Source organism: Kamptonema sp. PCC 6506 (assembly GCF_000180455.1).
Taxonomy (GTDB): domain Bacteria; phylum Cyanobacteriota; class Cyanobacteriia; order Cyanobacteriales; family Microcoleaceae; genus Kamptonema; species Kamptonema formosum.
Genome location: NZ_CACA01000323.1, coordinates 17,674 through 38,800 on the forward strand (window position 1 = coordinate 17,674; position 21,127 = coordinate 38,800).

Annotated in this window: 20 protein-coding genes and 1 pseudogene; 14 read left to right on the forward strand and 7 right to left on the reverse strand. The window is 43.6% G+C overall.

Annotated elements, in window-relative coordinates; all coding sequences use genetic code 11:
* Positions 1–58: 58 nt before the first annotated feature.
* Complete coding sequence (locus OSCI_RS21125) at positions 59–1,390, reverse strand: D-alanyl-D-alanine carboxypeptidase (protein WP_007357173.1); 1,332 nt, start codon at positions 1,388–1,390, stop codon at positions 59–61.
* 285 nt (positions 1,391–1,675) lie between these two features.
* On the opposite strand from OSCI_RS21125, the gene OSCI_RS21130 reads away from it, so the two are divergent.
* The 8 genes from OSCI_RS21130 to OSCI_RS21155 all read left to right on the forward strand — a co-directional run bounded on the left by OSCI_RS21130 (position 1,676) and on the right by OSCI_RS21155 (position 5,552).
* Entirely contained in the window at positions 1,676–2,179 is a 504-nt protein-coding gene (locus OSCI_RS21130; RefSeq protein WP_007357174.1) for a hypothetical protein, read from the forward strand.
* A 21-nt stretch (positions 2,180–2,200) separates the two neighbouring features.
* A complete protein-coding gene (locus OSCI_RS21135) occupies positions 2,201–2,611 on the forward strand; it encodes an MAPEG family protein (RefSeq protein WP_007357175.1) in 411 nt (136 codons plus the stop codon).
* Positions 2,612–2,709: 98 nt separating this feature from the next.
* Entirely contained in the window at positions 2,710–3,201 is a 492-nt protein-coding gene (locus OSCI_RS21140; RefSeq protein ID WP_007357176.1) for a YajQ family cyclic di-GMP-binding protein, read from the forward strand.
* 125 nt (positions 3,202–3,326) lie between these two features.
* Positions 3,327–3,695 (forward strand): NAD(P)/FAD-dependent oxidoreductase, encoded by a 369-nt coding sequence (locus tag OSCI_RS32295; RefSeq protein ID WP_324603717.1) that lies wholly within the window; start codon positions 3,327–3,329, stop codon positions 3,693–3,695.
* A 17-nt stretch (positions 3,696–3,712) separates the two neighbouring features.
* Positions 3,713–4,345 (forward strand): NAD(P)/FAD-dependent oxidoreductase, encoded by a 633-nt coding sequence (locus OSCI_RS32300; RefSeq protein WP_324603718.1) that lies wholly within the window; start codon positions 3,713–3,715, stop codon positions 4,343–4,345.
* 99 nt (positions 4,346–4,444) lie between these two features.
* On the forward strand, positions 4,445–4,789 hold the full coding sequence (locus OSCI_RS21150; RefSeq protein WP_007357177.1) for a hypothetical protein: 345 nt from the start codon (positions 4,445–4,447) through the stop codon (positions 4,787–4,789).
* Entirely contained in the window at positions 4,786–4,959 is a 174-nt protein-coding gene (locus OSCI_RS30880; protein ID WP_007357178.1) for a hypothetical protein, read from the forward strand. Before OSCI_RS21150 ends, OSCI_RS30880 begins: the two co-directional genes overlap by 4 nt.
* A 254-nt stretch (positions 4,960–5,213) precedes the next feature.
* Positions 5,214–5,552 carry a DUF433 domain-containing protein gene (locus OSCI_RS21155; RefSeq protein WP_007357179.1) on the forward strand — a complete coding sequence of 113 codons (339 nt, stop codon included), beginning with the start codon at positions 5,214–5,216 and terminating at the stop codon, positions 5,550–5,552.
* Positions 5,553–5,583: 31 nt separating this feature from the next.
* Here the strand turns inward: OSCI_RS21155 and OSCI_RS29185 are convergent.
* Positions 5,584–5,906: pseudogene (locus OSCI_RS29185) on the reverse strand (transposase-like zinc-binding domain-containing protein); the annotation flags it as partial.
* A 402-nt stretch (positions 5,907–6,308) separates the two neighbouring features.
* Here OSCI_RS29185 and OSCI_RS21160 point away from each other — a divergent pair.
* Entirely contained in the window at positions 6,309–7,331 is a 1,023-nt protein-coding gene (locus OSCI_RS21160; RefSeq protein WP_007357180.1) for an IS4 family transposase, read from the forward strand.
* Between the two features lie 117 nt (positions 7,332–7,448).
* Here the strand turns inward: OSCI_RS21160 and OSCI_RS21165 are convergent, their stop codons facing one another.
* Complete coding sequence (locus OSCI_RS21165) at positions 7,449–8,642, reverse strand: PPC domain-containing protein (RefSeq protein WP_007357181.1); 1,194 nt, start codon at positions 8,640–8,642, stop codon at positions 7,449–7,451.
* A 375-nt stretch (positions 8,643–9,017) separates the two neighbouring features.
* A complete protein-coding gene (hemL, locus tag OSCI_RS21170) occupies positions 9,018–10,316 on the reverse strand; it encodes a glutamate-1-semialdehyde 2,1-aminomutase (protein ID WP_007357183.1) in 1,299 nt (432 codons plus the stop codon).
* Positions 10,317–10,575: 259 nt separating this feature from the next.
* On the opposite strand from hemL, the gene hisIE reads away from it, so the two are divergent.
* Complete coding sequence (hisIE, locus tag OSCI_RS21175) at positions 10,576–11,226, forward strand: bifunctional phosphoribosyl-AMP cyclohydrolase/phosphoribosyl-ATP diphosphatase HisIE (RefSeq protein WP_007357184.1); 651 nt, start codon at positions 10,576–10,578, stop codon at positions 11,224–11,226.
* 107 nt (positions 11,227–11,333) lie between these two features.
* On the opposite strand, the gene OSCI_RS21180 is transcribed toward hisIE, so the two are convergent.
* The 3 genes from OSCI_RS21180 to OSCI_RS21190 form a co-directional block, all read right to left on the reverse strand.
* Complete coding sequence (locus tag OSCI_RS21180; RefSeq protein ID WP_007357185.1) at positions 11,334–11,813, reverse strand: hypothetical protein; 480 nt, start codon at positions 11,811–11,813, stop codon at positions 11,334–11,336.
* A 1-nt stretch (position 11,814) separates the two neighbouring features.
* On the reverse strand, positions 11,815–12,600 hold the full coding sequence (locus OSCI_RS21185) for a hypothetical protein (protein WP_019487622.1): 786 nt from the start codon (positions 12,598–12,600) through the stop codon (positions 11,815–11,817).
* Between the two features lie 151 nt (positions 12,601–12,751).
* Entirely contained in the window at positions 12,752–14,008 is a 1,257-nt protein-coding gene (locus OSCI_RS21190) for an MDR family MFS transporter (protein ID WP_007357187.1), read from the reverse strand.
* Between the two features lie 31 nt (positions 14,009–14,039).
* On the opposite strand from OSCI_RS21190, the gene ruvA reads away from it, so the two are divergent.
* From ruvA to OSCI_RS21210, 4 genes are all read left to right on the forward strand, one after another.
* Entirely contained in the window at positions 14,040–14,663 is a 624-nt protein-coding gene (gene ruvA, locus OSCI_RS21195) for a Holliday junction branch migration protein RuvA (RefSeq protein ID WP_007357188.1), read from the forward strand.
* Between the two features lie 239 nt (positions 14,664–14,902).
* Positions 14,903–19,810 (forward strand): DUF4347 domain-containing protein, encoded by a 4,908-nt coding sequence (locus OSCI_RS21200; protein ID WP_007357189.1) that lies wholly within the window; start codon positions 14,903–14,905, stop codon positions 19,808–19,810.
* A gap of 428 nt (positions 19,811–20,238) precedes the next feature.
* The gene (rpsO, locus tag OSCI_RS21205; RefSeq protein ID WP_007357190.1) at positions 20,239–20,508 is read left to right on the forward strand and encodes a 30S ribosomal protein S15; all 270 of its coding nucleotides are present in this window, start codon (positions 20,239–20,241) and stop codon (positions 20,506–20,508) included.
* A gap of 120 nt (positions 20,509–20,628) precedes the next feature.
* Entirely contained in the window at positions 20,629–21,081 is a 453-nt protein-coding gene (locus tag OSCI_RS21210; protein ID WP_007357191.1) for a PAM68 family protein, read from the forward strand.
* Positions 21,082–21,127: the final 46 nt, after the last annotated feature.

Below are 21,127 nucleotides of genomic sequence, written 5' to 3' on the forward strand. Positions count from 1 at the left end.
GGCTAGGGGAGAACAACGAACAACGAACAACTAACAAAGAACAACTAACAACTAACAACTAACCCCCGATCAGAATATCATTACGATTTGCCGCACCCAAAGCAGGTCTAGCACCGTTAATGTGGGGCGTAATTGCAAAGGGTAAACTTGGTGCGAGTCCCCACTTGTTCACCAACTGCTGCAAGAACAAATCTTGTTCACTTCTCAATCCATCCCAATCACTACCGCGATTAACAATTGCGAACCAAACCAAACCCCGATCGCGCGTTGGTATAACTCCAGCCAAAGCAATCACACGATCTAAAGTCCCAGTTTTCGCAACAGTTCCTTTAGGAATATGGCGATGTTCCAATGTCCCTTTATCGCGTCCCGACACTGGAAATAGATCGGCAATTGTTAGATTAGTGCCGTACAAATAACGTTGAATTGCTTGTAGCATTGCACAGACAGCCCTGGGAGAAATCCGATTTTCTTCCCCTAATCCAGAACCATTAATCAATTGAACTTCTGACTGCGGAACCCCAGCCGCCCAAGCAGCTTGCTGCTGTACAACTTTCGCCCCGCCGACAACATCAGCCAGCATTTCCGCCATCTCATTATCGCTGTAGATATTCATTTGCTTAAGAATTTCCGCTAGCGGAAGCGATCGCCTTTTTAACAGCAAGCGGCCACTAGCCACAGATTTCTTAGCTACAACATTACCCGCGATCGCCACACGAGGTCGAGCAGTTCCCGGAGGCATCTTATAATACAAACCCTTAACTGCCGACGACCAAATTGTAGAATCGAGCCCCTCCCGCAATAACTCCCCCGCCACCATTGGATTCGAGTCGTAATTCATCCAAAACTTGCCCACAATCACCAAATTGCCAGCAACCCGATTAATCCCCATCTTATTCAGAGCATTACCAACAGCGATCGCCTCCTCCCAAACAAACAACGGATCGCCCCCACCCTCAACTACCAAATCCCCCCGTAAAACCCCATTCTTAATCGGCCCAGTAGCACTCAGCCGCGTTTCAAACTGATAATTCGCCCCCCAAGTTTGCAGCGAAGCCAAAGAAGTCGCAATCTTCGTCAGTGAAGCCCCAGGCACCGGCACAGTCCCCTCATTACTCACCAGAGGTCTAATTCCCGACTGCATCCACACCCCCTGAGAACCCTCAAGCATCCCCTTTGCCGATAACTGCTGTAAGTATCCCTGTACCGCCGCTGCTGTAGCTCCATCAGGATTGACCAAAGGCGACTGGCTAACATCGCCACCAGCCAAAACCAAGCCAGATAGCCCCCCTTCCCAAGCCAGCACCGCAGCAGCATTCAGCCCAACTTTTTGTAGGCCCGCCGCTTCCAGCCATAAAGAAATTATCCCAGAACTCAATAATTCCAACATTTTTAACTCCTATAGCACTTACACAGTCTTAAAGAGGATACGGAGCGAGGAAGATGGGGAGGATGGGGAAGATGGGGAGGAGGATTGGGAAAATGGGGAAGATGGAACAGGAAAGACGAAGATTTTCCCCCTGTCCCGCTCCCCATCTCCCCCGCCCCCCTGCCCCTCTGCTCCCCCGCTCCCCATCTCCCCTGCCCCTCTGCTCCCCCTCTCTAGATTAAAAGTTCAAAAGTTGCCAGACCTGCTAAAATCTACAAGGTTGTTATATTTAACTTGATACAATCTTTGAGTCAATCAATTGAACTACCCAAGGTAGATGATTTTTTACAAGAACTCGTCGCGATCCAGCAAACCGGCTCAAAACGGATTGCATTATTAGGATCTCGTCACGTTCCTATTACCCATCAGCAACTAATTGAGATGCTGAGCTATGCCCTGGTTCTAGGAGGCAATCAACTAATTACCTCCGGGGCTACAGGCACAAATTCAGCAGCTATTCGGGGGGCCATGCGGGCCGATCCAAACCTGCTGACAGTGATTTTGCCTCAAAGTCTGAGTCGCCAGCCTAGAGAGTCTAGGGAACAACTCGATCAAGTAATACACTTGGTAGAAAATCCCAAAAATGATGCTTTGTCTCTAGGGGAAGCAAGTGCGTTGTGCAATCAAGAGATTGTATCTCGTTGTCAACAGCTCATCTGTTTTGCGTTTCACGAAAGTCATACCCTATTGCAAACTTGCCGGGATGCTGAAGATCAGCGCAAAGTAGTTACTCTGTTCTATTTTGATTAAAATACAAAGCCAATCGCGATCGTGCAATTACCTGTTTCGACAATTCTGCTCGATTCTATTGCAGCGGCGGCTGCGTTAGTTTACGTACCTTATTTAGTCGTAGCCTATGGGCGTTTGCAAGTAGGCTACGATTTAAAGGCACCCCGCGCTATGTTTGATAAGTTGCCTGCTTATGCTCAGCGAGCAACTTGGGCTCATCAAAATTCGTTTGAGACGTTTGTAGTGTTTGCGGCTGCGGCTTTCATGGCTTATACGACTGGTCAAAATTCCGATGAGGCTGGTTGGGCGGCGCTGATTTTTGTGATAACGCGGCTATTATTTTCAGTTTTCTATATTCTGAATGTACCGCTGGCGCGATCGCTAATGTTTGGTATCGGTTCTTTTTGTACTGGTACTTTATTTGTTCTCAGTTTGATAACTGTTAATGGTTAGTGGTTAGTAGTTAGTGGTTAGTGGTGATTAGAAAAATGAAACTAACAGCTAACAACTAACAACTAACAACTAACAACCAACACTAACAATTAGGATTTATGGCTTCTACATATTCATTTGATATTGTCAGCGACTTCGACAGACAAGAATTAGTAAATGCTGTTGACCAAACCGTGCGCGAAATCCAAAGTCGCTATGATTTAAAAGATACGAAAACGACTTTAGAATTGAAGGAAGAGTCGATTAATGTGAATACAGATAGTGAATTCACTCTCGATGCTATTCATACTATTTTGCAAACAAAGGCAGCTAAAAGAAACCTTTCCCTGAAAATTTTTGATTATGGCAAAGTAGAATCTGCTAGCGGTAGTCGGGTGCGACAAGAGATTAAGCTGAAAAAAGGAATTGCCCAGGAAATTGCCAAACAAATTAATAAGTTAATCCGCGACGAATTTAAAAAAGTTCAATCTTCAATTCAAGGAGATTCAGTGCGGGTTTCTGCTAAGTCTAAAGATGAGTTGCAATTGATTATTCAGCGCTTGAAGGAGGAAGATTATCCGGTAGCGCTGCAATTTACTAACTATCGTTAGGAAGACAGTTACTAGAAATTGTCGAAAATCCCATCACTATTACTATTAGTGTCAAAGCGAGCAAACACAGTAGACAGTCACCTCATAACTATCAACCTTCAATTCTGGACGTAGTTGCTGTAATTATGAAACTATCTAGTAAAAATCTTGAGGCTTCTCTTAATACTGTTTACGATGCCATTATTGTTGGCGGTGGTATGGGTGGATTATCCGCAGCAATCTATTTAGGTCGCTACGGGCTCAAATGTTTAGTAATAGAAAAAGGGAAAGGGCGATCCCTTTGGATGCAGGATTTGCGTAATTATTTAGGGCTAGATCCTCATACACCCGGTAGAGATATATTGAATCATGGAACTAAGCAAGCGTTAGACTGGGGCGCAGATCATCTTCGAGGTTATGTAGAAGAAGTAACCGATGAAGGAGAGACATTAGCGGTACGGGTAAAGGTAGGAAAAAAGATAGTATTTATCCTGTATTTCGGAGTAAATATCTAATCGCCGCATCGGGGATAATGGATAATTTACCTGAAGTTGAGGATATGCAGAATCTCTATAATTATGCAGGTTATACACTTCACGTCTGCATGATTTGTGATGGTTTTGATATGTGGGATCGGAAAGCAGTTTTGATTGTTAATTCCGAATCTCAAATCAATGCAGCGTTTGTGTTGAATTGGTTTACTCCTTATATTTCGGTGCTAACTCATGGTTTATGTGAGGTTAGCGATACAATGAGAGAGAAGCTTGCGGATCATGGATATCCTTTATATGAGTCACCAATTGCTCGTTTTTTGGGTGAAAAACATCAAATGAGCGGTGTGGAATTAAAAGATGGTACGGTAGTTGAGGCGACGACTGGTTTAATTAGTATGGGTTCGGTTTACCATAACCATTATTTAAAGGGAATTGAGGGGTTAGAGTGGGATGGTGAGAATTTAGTTACTAATGAGATGGCGCAAACTAGCCACAGTCGAATTTTTGCCCTTGGTGATTTGAAAAAGGGATTAAATCAGGTGTCAATTGCTGTTGCTGATGGTACTTTGGCGGCCACTCAAATTTGGCGTAATATTCGTCGCGCTAGTACACCTCGTAAGTGGGAAGAGAATCTTGTTAAGAGTGCGACAGAGGTTGAGACTCCTGTCTAATAGCTAAAGTCCTCTTAAGAGGATTAAGAACCTTATAGGAATGCTAGTTTTTAGACTTAAAATGAAGTTAAATAGGAAAAATCACTGACTTATTTTTATATGGTCAAATTACCCCCAGAACGTCGAGCGATTATTTGGGACTTGAAACAACGACTATTAGATATTGTGGATGAAGCTAAGGCTACTGAGTTAGACTTATTGGAGCGTTTTGGAGAAACGGAGAGGACTTTAGGTGTATTGGATCAACTGACTGAAATTGCCGAGCAAGCGAAAGAACGATTTTCTCAACTGTCTATCTTACAAATACGGATTGCAGAATCACAACCAAGGGCTACTCCCGATCTGTTAAGATTGTTGGATGATAGGATTGTGATTATCTCAGACCGGGTTCCGGCTTTGGAACGTAGTACACAAGAAATTAAAGCTGATTGGAATTTATTATGAATGAAGCACCTTTTTTGCCCGATCCCGAACAGGTAAAGCAGACTCTGACGAAGGCGCATCGTGCTTGTCAGGATATGGAGTTAGCAGGTTTGGAGTTACAAGAGGTAATTGAAATGTTAGAACGTAATATTAGAGAACAACGTCTTAAGCGATTAAAGCAGGTTTCTTAGGTGGAAAAAGAGAGGTAAAAAGCTTAGGCGAAGCCAGCGAGCCGGATCGCTCTTTTTATCCGACAAGGGCGATCGCGTGGAGTGAGAAACCGGGTTTTTGCACAAGATATTGGTGTATAGGCTCATGCGATCTGAAAAACCCGGTTTCTATTTGTTTGGGTAAAGGGCGATGCCTTCGGCTGGCGCAAGCCTACGCTTAGAGATGATTTGGGATAAACTAATATAGATGCCAAATTGAATCTTGAGGAAATTCTATGACACCAGTAGTCATTGCAGAGCATATTGAAATTACTCCCGGAGTGTGCGGCGGTAAACCGCGCATTGCTGGACATCGAATTAGAGTTCAAGATGTTGTAGTCTGGCACGAACAGATGGGAATGTCCCCTGATGAAATTGTGTCGCGGTATCCTACAATCGCTTTAGCGGATGTGTATGCAGCTTTGGCTTATTACCACGATAATCTTGAGGAAATTCGACAACAAATGCAAGAAAGTGAAGCTTTTGTGCAAGAATTGCAAGCCAAAATTCCTTCCAAGGTGCAGCAGAAATTAAGAGGACAGAATCTTGGAAAAGATCCAGTTTCATTTGGATGAACAAGTCGAATTGGCGATCGCAGAAGCTTTATATAATCTGATCTCCATCGGGAATAAACTTAGGGTAAACTTTCCATCCATCTGTCACATAAAAATGGCATTTCCATTTATTAACAATCTCCCATAGTGGTTCAAAGGTTCTGGCACTATGGTCGCCTAAAACCCATCCTAGAATACCTGGTTGAAATTGACATACATTTTGAGACATTCACGTTTCACATCTTCAGAATAACCTTTATGAGGTTGATAGCCATCTATAAATTGTCTGCCACAACCGACACAAATATAATTCTGTTTACCTTTTTTATGACCATTTTTATTAACATGAGTTGACTGACATTCAGGACATTGCATAAGCTCTGCGTTTTGTGAAGTGTTATTTTTTGGCGATCGCACTCTCAAATCATCATACCCCAATTCACCAACGCCACTTCTTGTTGTGTTTCATCAGTGTAAAATTCTGCTTCATCTTCAGCTTTTTGCTCTTCTTCGCTGCCGTTAACTGCGGAAGTTTCCTCCGTACTGCCATCGCTTATATTAGAGGGATTTTCAACAGGTCTTTCTGTGGTTAAATTATCCCCTGTAGCCGTTTCTGTTGGAGCGGTGATTATGCTATTTTCGGCTAATGGAGTTTCTATTATTGTCCTGGGGGGGTGACAATGTGCCTGAAAGCAAGGTGGAGTAAAGATTTAGCCCACTTATGCTAAAAAAAGATAGGTAGCTTTTTTGTTACACGCTTACCTATCCAAAAACATAATGTTACCTTCATTTTATCAGACCCACTTACAAAAACAACTCACACAGGCTCAGTTTGTTCTGCTAACAATCTTACTGAATCTGCTACAATCCGAGAAACAGGTGAGATTAGAGAGACTCGCACGGATATTTCCCTATCCAATTACAACGGAAAGTCGCCGTCGCAAGCTACAAAGATTTCTGGACTTGCCTCAATTAGCGCTCGCGGATATCTGGTTCCCTTTGATTGCTTATTGGTTAACAACTTATTGCTCGGTCGGACAAACTTTATCAATTGCTATTGATCGCAGCCAATGGGGCTGCATCAATCTGTTTACGATCGCCCTAATCTGGCGGAAAAGGGCCATTCCATTATACTGGTGCTTGTTACCCAAGTTAGGAAACAGTAACCTGCAAGAACAAACCCTCGCTCTACAAGAAGTTTTACCCTTACTTAAAAACTATAAAGTTATCGTTTTAGGAGATCGTGAATTTTGTTCAGTAGATTTGGGAAACTGGCTCAAGACAAAGGGTGTGTCTTTTTGTTTAAGGCTGAAAAAGAATCATTGTATAGAAACAGAAAGCTTAATCTGGCAACGCTTAGAGCAATTAAAAATAGTACCAGGAACTGCGTTATACTTTCAGGGAGTAAGGGTCAGAAAAACCCGACCCGTAATAGGATTTGATATCGCCTGTAAATGGAAACGCGACTATGGGGGAATCCAAGTAAAAGAGGCCTGGTTTATTTTGACAGATTTGGGCTCATTGCCAGTGGCGATCGCGGCTTATAAAAAACGGATGGGAATAGAAGAGATGTTTCGAGATTGCAAAACAGGAGGATATAATTTAGAAGGGAGTGGCTTAAGGGGAGAGCGATTCATTAAAATAATTTTGTTGATGGCGATCGCATACACTTCAAGTATATTTCAAGGGACTGAGATTCAGAAAAAGCATCTGCAAAAATATGTATCTCGCCAGAAAGACCCGCGTCAAAAATACTATAGAAGGAGTATATTTGGGAGCGGTCAGGATGGAGAAAAATAGGTGAATTATCTCGATCGCTACGACTTAGAAGTTCAAGAGTAAACGCAAGTTAACTAGAAATAAACGTCGATTCTATCAGCAGGGCATACGAGCTGCAACCCTGATACGCTCTGACTCCTAGCACTCTTTGTCACCCTCCCAGATTATTGTCTCTTCTTCGACTAATACATCTTGGTTTTCATCGGGTGGACTTATCGTTGCACTCGAATCATTATTCGTAGAATTACTGGAACTCTCTTCGGGGTTTTCCTTGGCAACACTTTCTGTCAAATCATTGCTATTTGTCTCATTCGGTTCTACGGAGTTAGTTACTTGATTGGATATTATCTCCTCCTCAATTTCCGAACCAATTTCTAAAGCTATTGTTTCCCCTGTAAGTGGGTCTATAGTCTCTTTCTGATTAATTTCCCCATTGCCAATCTCTGTACTTTCAGCGTTATTTGTTATTGCATCATCAACAGAAGTGCTGATAGTGGTTTCTTGGGAGTGAGTTGTTTCTGAAGTGATTACTGAGTCATCCGAGTTAGTGGTTTCTGAAGTGATTTCTAAGTCATCCGAGTTAGTTGTCTCTGAAGTAATTTCTAATTCATCTGGGTTAGTTGATTCATGGGAATCTGTGGTAGAAACTTCGGCTAAATCATCTGCGGTTTCACTTTCTGAAATAATTGATTGTTCAGAAGTGCTTTCTGTTTCTGGAGTTGTTAATATATTTGAGGATTCTTCTGGAGTAGCTAAGCTTTCTCCCAAGTTTTTTTCAGTCTCTGATGTTATCCCTAATTCGGAATCTGTCTCAGTAAATTCCTCAGTAGAATTAGTTTCGTCTGTTGTTCCTGTCAGAGTATTACTTGGCGATATTGTATCTTGATTCTCCACAGCATCACCTGTAATTAAATCTGGAGAATCAGTCGATGTTTCTGAAGAATTGTTTGATATAATTTTTGTTGACGGTTCGTAATCACTACCTGTGAGAGGGTCTACGATGGCTTTCTCACTGCTGGCAACTTCCTCTAATATCAGGCTCAGACTATAATTAATGTTATCCTCTGCTGAGATTACCAGTAGAGAATACTCCCCCGCACCTAAATCGCTGAAATTTATTTCCTCTGGAATTGTCCCCGTTAAAGATGAACTGCGAAGTACAGTACCATTGCTACTTTGAAGTTGCAAATCGGCATTACCAGTTAAGCCGTCAAGGATAGCTTTGAAGTTTCCTGTCTGGTTGACGCTGAAGTTGAGGGTGTCAGGGTAGGCTGTCCCTACTTGTCCTGTATATGTTTTGCTACCACTGACTAAACCTAGATTATTAGGCATGATGCACTTCTCCTGACCTTACTACGCAACTATTTATCTATCTGTAGGTCTGTCAGGGTGAAAATGCTGTTTTTACGCCAAATCGGAAAATTGTTACAAAAGTTTACCTTATCTCCTATTTTGCCAGTATCATATCTAGGCTATACCCTACCTAACCCCCGAACCACCTCTCCCTGCCCTCTCCTTTTAGGAGAGGGAAAAGGAATAAATTTGCTATTGGGAAAGGGGAGTAATTAATACTATTAAACTCACAGAGATTTAATATTAAGAATTCTTCTCCCCTCTCCATGCGGTCGAGGGGTTGGGGGAGAGGTCAAACGATTTTTTGGGCAGAATGAAACAGCCCTACTTTTTAAGGGGGGTTAGACAGAGTAATTACAAACTTGCCATCACTTCACGGGCCGCCGCCAAAGTCCGGTCAATATCCTCATCGGAGTGAGCAACAGAAGTAAATCCAGCCTCAAATTGCGAAGGAGCAAGATAAATTCCTCGCTCTAACATTCCGCGATGAAAACGGCTAAATTTACTCAAATCAGACTTTTTAGCATCTTCATAATTGTGAACTGGGCCGCCAGTAAAAAATAAGCCAAACATTCCGCTAATTTGGCCGCCGCAAGCAGCAATACCAGTTTCCTTAGCAATTTTCAGCAATCCTTCTGACAACTTTTTTGTCACCTTATCTAACTGCTCGTAAGTCCCTGGTTTTTGCAGCAATTCCAAAGTCTTAATCCCAGCAGTCATTGCCAAAGGATTACCCGAAAGCGTTCCCGCTTGATACATCGGCCCGGAAGGAGCGACCATTGCCATAATGTCCTTACGACCACCGTAAGCACCCACTGGTAAACCGCCACCGATGATTTTACCTAAAGTTGTCAAGTCGGGAGTAACGCCGAATTTTTGCTGAGCTCCGCCGTAAGCAATGCGAAAACCGGTCATCACTTCGTCAAATACTAACAGTGCTTTGTTTTCCTTAGTAATCTCTCGCAAGCCTTCCAAAAAGCCGGCATCCGGTACAATAAATCCGGCATTACCGACAACTGGTTCTAAAATTACCCCTGCTATCTCACCGGGATTTGCGGCAAAAAGTGCCTTAACAGCTTCCAAGTCATTATAAGGAGCATTGAGAGTGTTGCTCGTGACTGATTTGGGCACGCCAGGGGAGTCGGGTAAACCCAGGGTGGCTACGCCAGAACCGGCTTTCACCAAGAACATATCGGCGTGGCCGTGATAGCAACCTTCAAATTTAATGATTTTATCGCGTCCGGTAAAAGCTCTCATTAGGCGGGAAACGGCCATGCAAGCTTCTGTCCCAGAGTTGACAAAACGCACCATTTCAATGCTGGGAACGGCATCAATTACCATTTCCGCTAGCACGTTTTCCAAAGCACAGGGAGCTCCGAAACTGGTGCCTTTTTCTAGGGAGTCGCGTAGGGCGTTGATGACTTCGGGGTGGGCGTGGCCGCAGATGGCGGGGCCCCAAGTACCTACGTAGTCGATGTATTGGTTGCCATCGACATCCCAGATATAGGCTCCTTTGACTTTATCAAAGACGATGGGTTGTCCGCCTACTGATTTGAAGGCGCGTACTGGGGAACTAACGCCTCCGGGCATTAATTTCTGGGCGGCGGCAAAAATTTCTTCGGATTTGGTAGTTTTCAAGGTTGTGGAAACCAATGTTTTCTCCTTAATGAAAGTTTCTTGTTGCTAGAATGCTTAAATACAGGCTTGAAGACAGGCGTGAGAATGGATGAGAGAAAAACTATATTAGTCGATCTTCTCGTAGAAGCCAATCGCTGACAATCCCTAGCTTTACTTTTTGCTACTTTAGGTCAGGCGGGTACGCTTTCAACCTCGAAGGAGTATTCCGGGGGAGTGAAGGGGGAAGGTAGATGATATTGTAGAAAGTCAGCCCTCACTTTTGAAGCCTCAAATTATGTCTGCTCCCGATTTCGCTGCTTTAAGCCAATCTATCCCGGTTGAGAAAATTCGCTATAACGAGCAGGGTTTAGTGCCTGCGATCGTTCAAGATTATCTTGATGGTACGGTGCTGATGATGGCATGGATGAGTCGGGAATCGCTACAAAAAACTCTGGAAACTGGGCAAACTTGGTTTTGGAGTCGTTCTCGTGGGGAGTTATGGCATAAGGGGGCGACTTCAAGTCACGTTCAGAATATTAAGTCTGTGCGTTATGACTGCGATAGCGATGCTTTGCTGTTTACGGTGGAACAGGTGGGAGATATTGCTTGCCACACGGGGGAAAGGAGTTGTTTTCATCGGGTGGATGGCGAGGTTGTCGCGCCGCCTGCGGATGCGCTGTCTCAGTTGTTTGAGGTGATTTGCGATCGCCGCGATCGTCCGATAGAAACATCTTACACCTGCAAGCTATTTGAAGGTGGCGATAATAAGATTCTTAAGAAAATTGGCGAGGAGTCGGTGGAGGTGGTGATGGCTTGTAAGGATGATGATAAGGATGGGATAGCTTCTGAAGTCGCCGATCTATTCTATCACACTTTGGTGGCTTTGGCTTACCATCAGGTTGATTTGAGAGCGGTTTATCGGAAGTTGGAGCAACGACGAAAGTGATGGTTAGTTGTTCGTTGTTGGTTGTTAGTTGTTGGTTGTTAGTTCCTTAATTACGATCGTAGAATAATTGAAAAGAGAGCTGTTTTAACACCTAACTTAAATTAATATCAATAAGTGATGTCTTGCCAAAGGGCACAATCGGTAACTCTTTGAAAATCTTTAATATTTTTAGTAGCAATAATAACTTTACGACCAGGATATTCCTCTTGTAGGATAGACCATTGAGCAGAGATAATACAATCTATATCAATGTTTTCCCTAACTTTATTAGGTTGACTCATATCTCTTGCTTCAGCCCATAGTTTGCCAGCTTTTGCTAGCACAGTAAAAGTTACTTCTTGAAATTCAATTAAGTCTCTTAGTTTGTCTAACTCTTGAACGCTGTAGCTTTTAATACGAATAAATTCGCGTCTAACTTCATAATCACAGATATCAGAAGCAGTTACATAAGCGCCTTTCGATAATAAGCGTTCAAACCATTGTGTGCATCGATAAATCTCCGTGCCCAACTTCTCATCTTCAGACAAATTATCATCAATAGGTGTAACCAGCAAAGCAAGAATACCAGAGTCCAGAATTACAATCACTTTACAATGTCCATCCTTTTGCTTTTTTAATACTTTCTATTTGCTCAAGTCGTGATTTTGCCCAATCCATTGCAGGTTGGTTTTTCTGAATTTGCATTTCACGAGTAAAGATTGTATCAGAAGGAGAGCCCATCGGACAAGATTTTTCATTTTTTGTTAGGTTTTCTTCGATTTGCCATAATACTGCTCTGGCAGTGTTTTTTAATCCCACTAAATATGAAAAAACTGATTCATTCTGATTAGCTTTATCAGGTTTTAGGTTGGGATCGTTCAAAAATGACAATGCTATATTTTTAAGGTACTCTATTAAGTCTTTTGGGAAGTAGAGAATATATTTTTCTAGAAGCTCTGATAGTCCCACCATACCTGTGTATATCGATCCATATTGGTGTACTTTATCTATTTCTTCTTCAAACCCAATTATCATAAGACCCAGAACTATGATTAATTCCCTCAATCCCTCCATATATTTTTCATGTTCTTCAATTTCTTTGAATAAATCAGGTGCTAAAAGATCACTATATTTTGCTTTGATTTCGTTGAAAATTTGTCTATATTCATAGTAATAAATCTCGTTTTTTTGACCTAGAGATTTTGCTTTTCTAATCCGTTCTGATACTTCAACAATTTTTAACAGATCGTTAAATGATTCTTCTTTAGGAATCCGCGCTTGTTCAGAGGAGAATAGTATTTCTAAGGAATTTTTGATTAAGGTCAGTTCACGCAGCATCACCTCTTCACTGCTCGATAGCAATGCTCTAATTGAATTTTCTGTAATAACTGTCATAGGTCGGCGGCTCAATAAAGAAAGAAGGTTTTTATGTTCTATGGGAGTATAAGGAGGTATAAGCATTGTACTCCTTCTATAAGGATACACGATAATCTCGTTGGTGCGACTGGTTTAACCTAAATGGACAAGCATTTATACTCAGGGATGGTTACTTTTTCAACATTTGCTCAAGTTGCTGTAAAATCAAGATAGCAACTCCCACACTTAAAGCTATACCCAACCAAAAATTATCTCCGATTAATTTCCCTTGATCTAAAGCCCAACCGCCTAAAGGTGGCCCGATTAAATAACCAATTGCCCAACACTGGGAATTAATTGATAAATAAACACCGCGCAAAGATTCGGGGGCTAAATCAGCTACAATCGAAGAAGCCGCAGGAGTATAACTAACAATAGCAATTGACAAAATACCTAAGCCTAAAATTGCAAAGAAAATGTTACCACTATGAGCAATTCCCGTCATCCCAATCAGGATAAATCCTATACCCCATAAAAGAGCCGAAATTACTAGGGATCTAGTGTGACTAAAACGCTTAAAAGCGCGGGCAATTGGCAATTGGCAACTGACAAGTAAAATTGTGTGCCAAGTAAATAATGCCGTCAGTGTACCGGGGGAAAAACCTTTTCCTGATGCGGCTGCGGGGATAAAATTGCTAAGATAAAGAGGGATTGTACTTTGGGTTTGGGAGATATAAAGAGTGAAGAGAATATTTACTAAGACATAAACTAGGAGACTCCGATCCTGTAAGGCAATTTTCCAGCCATTTTGAATTTTATCTGTCCCCGCTGGTAAAGCTGAAATCTTGGGTTTGTAGGTTTCAGAAATTGTAAAGTAAACTAATACAAAAAATATCAGAAATGAAATGCCATCAATTACAAATAGCGCCCAATAAGCGCCAGTTAAAGTAATTAATAATCCTCCTAAAATAATTCCTACTTGTAAGCCTAAATTATCAGCCAATCGTGTTAAGGCAAAAGCTTCTCTGCGTTCTTCTCCCTCTGTTAAATCGGCGATTGCAGCTTCAGTTGCAGGCCAATATAAACCAACTCCCAAACCCATTAAAACATTACCTAAAACTAGCCCGGTAAAATCCTTGGCAGTTGCCAACATAAAAGAAGCTACAGCCGAAATAATTGCTGACATTAACAAGGTGCGACGGCGGCCCCAAACAGGAGAATCTGACAACGAACCGCCCAAAATGCGGCCCAAAATTCCAGAAACTTGAGCGCTACCTAAACCTAAACCGACAGCAGTAGCAGATAAACCAAGTTGATTGACAAAAAATATGGGAGCATAAAATAAGGTAAAACCAGTGCCAGTGTGGGATAAAAAGCGACCGAATGCTAGAATCCAGACTTGAGAACCAAGTTGCGGAAGCCAAGATGGTAATTGATGTTTAGACATGGCTTTAAATTTTAAATAGGACTTAGTAGTAATGATTAACTATCTCAAAGGTACGGTAGCAGATATCCAAAAAGGTAACAATCGGGTGATGCTGATTCTGGAAGTCAATCAAATCGGTTATGAAGTGCAAATTTTGCCTCGAATGACGGGACAATTGCCAGCGATGGGGGAAGTGGTGCAAGTTTTTACTCACCAACAAGTTAAGGAAGACCAAATGGTATTATACGGTTTTATTTCCGGTGCGGAACGAAATTTATTTCGGCAATTAGTCAGTGTTAGCGGTATTGGGGCACAACTGGCGATCGCACTTTTGGAAACTTTAGGATTGCAAGACTTAGTTCAAGCTATAGTAGGCGGTAATACCCGCATTTTGGCCAAAACTCCCGGTGTTGGGAACAAAACTGCCGAACGTCTCGTCTTGGAACTGAGAACTAAACTATCAGAATGGCGGAATCAAGAGGGTTTGTCAACATCTGTACCTGCGGGAGTCAGTTCAGTTATTCAAGAAGAAGTTGAGATGACTTTACTCGCTTTGGGATACACTGGAGCGGAGGTAATGCAGGCATTACAGGCTCTTAGCCAAGATCCGAGTTTGTTAAAGAAAGGTAATGCGGAAGATTGGATTCGAGAAGCGATCGCTTGGTTGAGTCGGTAATTGAGGATAGCTAGGGAAAAGATAGACCAGATTTCTTAATTTCCGCTATTGAGAAATTCTAGAATTTATTAACGCAGTTCATAATTGTTGACAGTTGTAAATTTTTCGATAAATGGGTTGACATTTTCACAATAAATCTGAGAAACTCAGACTGCATCTACTTATTTTCGTTAATTTGACTGACATTCTACGTCAATCTGGTAAATATGAGTGGGCGAAAGGAAATTAAGTAAGAAACCATGAATAACCAAATCATTTTCATTGATTCTTCAGTAGAAGATTATCAAATCCTTGCTCAAAACGCTGCCCAAGGCAGTAAAGTTGTCATTTTAGATGACCAATCCAGCGCGATCGCGCAAATCACTCAATCCTTAGCCGGAGAAAGCGATCTGGAAGCACTGCATATCATTTCTCACGGTAGCGAAGGGAGTATCACGCTCGGTACTGAGGTGATTAATGGGAACGCGATCGAAGCTTTAGGCGATCGGCTCAAACAATGGGGAAAATCCCTTACTAAAACTGGCGATATTCTATTATATGGATGTAATGTCGCCGCTGGAGAAATTGGTAATAAATTTGTTAAGAAACTCAGTGAAATTACCGGTGCCGGTGTAGCGGCTTCTAATAACTTAACCGGCGCTGCGGCATTAGGTGGAGACTGGAATTTAGAAGTGAGATTTGGGGAAGTGGAAACCCAACCCCTAAATTTTGCCAATTATGGTTATACTTTGCCTGCTACCATCACCAATGTCACTTCATCTTTAGCTGATGGCACTTATTTACCAGGCCAAGTTGTTCCTATTACGGTGACATTTAGCGAACCCGTAAACGTTTCCAGCGCACCTGGATTCCCAGGTTTAATTCTTAACACAGGAGGAACAGCAATTTATGTCAGTGGTAGCGGTACCGCCAATCTCCTGTTTAACTACACGACCGCCACAAATGAAAATAGTGCCGATCTTGATTATACTTCAACTGTCCTCAACGGTACGATAAGCACAGTCTCCGATGGCAGCGCTGCCACTTTAACTCTTCCCACCGCTGGTGGGGCTGGCTCTCTCGGTGCGAATAAAGCCTTAATCGTTAATGATGGGGCAATACCTACTGCCGTTAACATCACCTCTACCACCACTAATGGCAGTTATACAACAACAACAGCTATTCCGATTACCGTTGAATTTAGCGAAATCGTCAACGTCACCGGCATACCAACGCTAACCTTGGGAGGAGTAGCAACCCCAGTTAACTATACCAGTGGTACCGGTACAAAATTCCTCACATTTAACTACACCCCAGTCGCCGGTGACACCAGTGCCGATCTTGATGCAACCGCGATTGCTGGCACGATCGCAGATATTGTCGGTAACGCTTATGCACTTGGTCTTCCTGCTGCACCGAACAACCTGGCTACAAATAAAGATTTAGTCATTGACACTGCTGCACCCACAGTTGCCCTAGCACAAGTGATACCAGCAGCAACAGTTACGGGCGCATTTAACGTCACAGCTACCTTTAATGAAACTGTGGCACCAACTTTTGATCTTACGGATATCACCGTAGGCAATGGTGCTGCTAGTAATTTGACAGTTGCTGGAAACGTCTACACCTTTACTATCACACCCACGACAGATGGCGCTGTCACCGTTGATGTTGCTGCGGCTAAGGCAACAGATGCTGCCACAAATGGCAATACAGCCGCCCCTCAATTAGCTGGCATCACTGCCGATTTACCACCTACTATCACCAACGTTACCTCTGGTACCGCCGATGGCAGCTATAATGCCACCGTCGGTACTATTCCGATTACCGTTACATTTAGCAAAATCGTTAACGTCACTGGCGCACCGACACTAACCTTGGCAGCAGGAGTAACAGGACCGGCCACCTTTGTCAGTGGTAGTGGTACGAATACACTCACCTTTAACTACACCGTAGGCGCAACTGACAACATTGCCGACCTTGATTATGGCAGTGCAGCCGCCCTCGCCCTTAATGGCGGTACGATTAATTCGGCATTAGGTACCGCAGCTACACTCACTCTACCTGCTCCGGCTGCGGCTGGTTCCCTGGGTGCGAATAAAGCCTTAGTCATTGACACCACCGTACCTACTATCACCGGTATTACCTCTACCACCGCTGATGGTAGTTATACAACAACGGCCACTATTCCGATTACTGTTACATTTAGCGAAGTTGTCAATGTCACTGGTACACCGACGCTGACTCTGGGAGGAGGAGTAACAACTGCTGTTAACCTTGCCAGTGGTGCCGGTACAAATACGCTCACATTTAACTACACCCCAGCCGCAGGTGACACCAGTGCCGATCTTGATGCAACCTTGTTAACGGGTACGATCGCAGATGCTGCGGGTAATGCTGCGACACTGACTCTTCCTGCTGCAACCTTAGCTACGACTAAAGCTTTAGTTATTGACACAACAGCACCCACAGTTGCCTTAACAACCGCAGCCACAGCACCAGTGACGGGGACATTTAGCGTCGCGGCCACCTTTACTGAAGCTAGTGGAAATGTCCTGGGATTTGATGTCACTGATTTAACCGTAGGCAATGGTACTATCAGCAACTTTGCTGGCTCAGGGGTAAACTACACCTTTGATATCAAACCTACGGCAGATGGGCCTGTCACCATTGATGTGGCTGCGGGTAAAGCGACGGATGCAGCCTCAAATGGCAATACCGCAGCCCCGACACTGTTGATTAACGCGAACGTTCCACCTAAAGTTACCAGCGTTACCTCAACTTTAGCGGATGGTAGCTATCCGCTCGGTCAAGTAGTTCCGATTACCGTGACATTTAGCGAATCCGTCATTGTCACCGGCACACCGACGCTAACTCTCAACTCAGGGGGAACAGCTAGTTATGCCAGTGGCACGGGTACAAATGCACTCACCTTTAACTACACTGTAGGCGCAGGTCAAACCAGTGCTGACCTCGACTATACCGCCATCACCTCTCTTGTTGTCCCCGCAGGCGCTTCTATTACAGATACGGTGGTGACGACTAGCAATGCGGATCTCACTCTCCCGGCTCCCGCTGCAATTAACTCCCTGGGTGCAAATAAAGCCATAGTCATTGACACCACTCCACCCACAGTTACGATTAACCAAGCCAGTAGCCAAGTCGATCCGACAACAAATAGTTTGATTAACTACACCGTCGCCTTTAGCGAACCGGTGAAGAATTTTGATGCTACCGACATTACTTTCAGTGGAGTCACCGGGGCCACTGCTACCATCACGGGAGATGCTACAGGTCAAAATTACAACGTAGCAGTAACAGGGTTGTCTGCACCAGGAGCCTTGACTGCTACCGTTAAAGCCAGTGGTGCTACAGATTTAGCTGGCAATGGTAATACTGCCAGTACCAGCACCGATAATTCTGTCACATATTCCCCTGTTGGTCCCTACGTTACTGCTATTAGCCGCGTTGATACCGATCCGACTACGGCAACAGCAGTAAATTATACAGTCACCTTTAATGAGAGCGTGACAGGGGTAGATACTGCGGACTTCTCCTTATCGGGAACCGCTACTACTGGGGCAAGTATTGGTACTGTCACGGGTTCGGGTAAAACCTATAATGTGTCGGTGAATACGGGTACTGCTGATGGTACATTGGGGCTGGATTTAACCGATAACAATAGCATCATTAATTCCCTGAATGCTACTTTAGGCGGTACGGCACTGAATGATGGGGACTTTAAGGGACAAGTTTACACTGTTAGTAAAAATATTGCTCCTGTGCTGGCTGTGGCGCTCAACGATCAATCGGCAACGATTAATACGGCGTTTAGTTTTACAGTTCCGACGGGTACGTTTACTGATGCTAACAACGATACCTTAACTTATAGTTCGACGCTGGAAGATGGCTCGGCGTTACCGACTTGGTTAACCTTTGATGCGACAACGGGTGCTTTTAGTGGTACGCCTACAACGGCAAATATCGGCAACTTAAAAGTTAATGTGGCGGCTTCGGATGGAAAAGCTGCTACAAGCAATACGTTCATTTTGACGGTATCCGATAAAGTCAATACTGCTCCTGTAGTTGCCAGTGCAATTACTGATAAGTCAGCGGTAATCGACACAGCATTTAACTTTATCGTACCCGCAGGTACATTTACGGATGCTGAAAGTGACCCGTTGACTTACACTGCAACGCTAGAAAACGGCACGGCTTTACCAACTTGGTTAACATTTAATGCCGCGACTCTGGCTTTCAGTGGCACACCAGCGGTGGCAAATGTCGGAAACTTAAAGGTGAAATTGACTGCGAATGACGGGAAAGCCTCAACCAGTGATGTTTTCCAACTTGTTGTCAGTGGGTCTACACCTGTATCCACACCTACACCCGCACCCGCACCCTCACCTTCACCATCGGGAGGAGGAACGACAACAACAACGACAACGGGATCTAATGCGATCGTAATTAACACGCCACCAATCGGTCTAATCGGTGCCGGTGAGCGCACTAATTTACCATCAAATCAAGTGGTAAATGGTCAATATTTACTATCTGATTTTGATGATACCAGCATTCCCACATCTGCTTTTGGTCAGCCAATTCGTGGGTTATCTGGTAATGATAACTTGACGGGAAGTGGTGGTACTGACACAATTTATGGCGATCGAGGTGCTGATATTATTGATGGTGGTGATGGTAACGATCAAATATTTGGTGGTAAGGAGTCGGATAAATTATCTGGTGGTAATGGCGATGACTTCTTGAGTGGCAATAATGATAATGACACTCTCACTGGTGGCGCTGGTAACGATATCTTACGCGGTGGTAAGGAAAATGATGTCTTACTTGGCGGAGATGGAGATGATGAATTGTGGGGCGATCGAGGTTTTGATGCTCTCACAGGTGGTGCAGGAAAGGATAACTTTGTGTTAGAATTTACTGCCACTAGCCCCGATCAGGCTGATGTAATTACTGACTTCAATTCTACTGATGATAAAATCAAGTTGGTTGGTTTTACTTTCAGTCAATTAAGTTTTGAATCAGTGAATGTCATCTTAGATGGGGCAACTGCTGTAGCTTCAACGGTAATTAAGTCGGGGAATAACTACTTAGGAGTGGTTTATAATGTGAATTCATCTGCTCTTAGTAGTAGTTCTTTCTTGTAAGATTGTTGGGAAAAAACGCTGAGCAAAAGCATCAAAAGGGAGCAATTGTCTCCCTGGAAGCCGCCAACAGCGAACAAATTTAAGACTGATATTCAGGGGGCGCTTGTCGCCCCCTGAATCTTGTTCGTAAGTAGAAGATAGAAGGTAGAAGGTAGAAGGCTTTATTTATAGCTAGAGGCTAGGGGAAGAAGGGAATAGAGTCAATGGTTTCAAGAATTCAAAACGTCCTAACCGACGAAAGCGGTTGCTATATCTAGGAGATCGAGAAGAATGCTTATACAGCAAGCCTTCTTCTCACTTAACGCTGCCCTCGCTTGCGGTATCTTTACTGCAAGTGAGGGCAGCTTTATAAATGATTTATGTGTAAGTCCCAAATGTGATACAATCAGGGATTGTCGCATTAGTAAAGTAAAACTTAAATTCCATTCATGGCACTAACACAAGAGCGCAAACAAGAAATTATGGGCCAATATCAAGCCCATGAAACCGATACAGGATCGGCAGACCTACAAGTAGCCATGCTGAGCGATCGCATTAACAAGCTCAGCGCCCACCTGAAGGTCAACCAAAAAGATTTTTCTTCCCGACGGGGTTTAATGCAGTTGATCGGCCGCCGCCGCCGCCTGCTAAGCTACATCCAGAAACAAGATAGAGCTCGCTATCAAGCTTTAATTGCTCGCCTCGGCATTCGCGGCTAGAGTCTGAAATATAGCGATCGCCAAGGCATTTAAGACACTCGCTTATTGCTGAAGCCCGCTAATTCTATTCCCTTCTTCCCTAGCCCCTAGCCCCTTCTTCTTCCCCTAGTCCCTAGTTGTATGTCCTCAGAACCTCCTAAAGAACGGTTGCCCTTTGAACCTGCTAAAAAAACGAAAAAAAAGCCTAAAGCCCCCCCAGAACCCCAGGTAAAGGCCGCTGAGGACACACAGCAGCCCTCCACCTCACGGGCATCAATGGGGATTCCAGATGTTGTCAGCAAACGCATGATCCGCCGCATGGCACTATTATGCGGCGTACCTACAGCAGCCGGAATTTCGACGTTTATTGCCAGTTATTTAGTCGTGAGCAAAGGTTGGTTCGCTTTACCAAACTCAGCGGTTGTACTTTTGAGTATGGGCTTTTTCGGTTTAGGGGTTTTAGGGCTGAGTTATGGTGTCCTCTCTGCATCTTGGGATGAAGAAAATCCGGGTAGCATCATTGGTTGGGAAGAATTCAATACCAATTTTGGACGGATGCGGGCAGCGTGGCGATCGGCAAAGCCAAAAAGTTAATTGTTAACGGTTAACTGTTAACGGTTAACTGTTAACTGTTTAACTG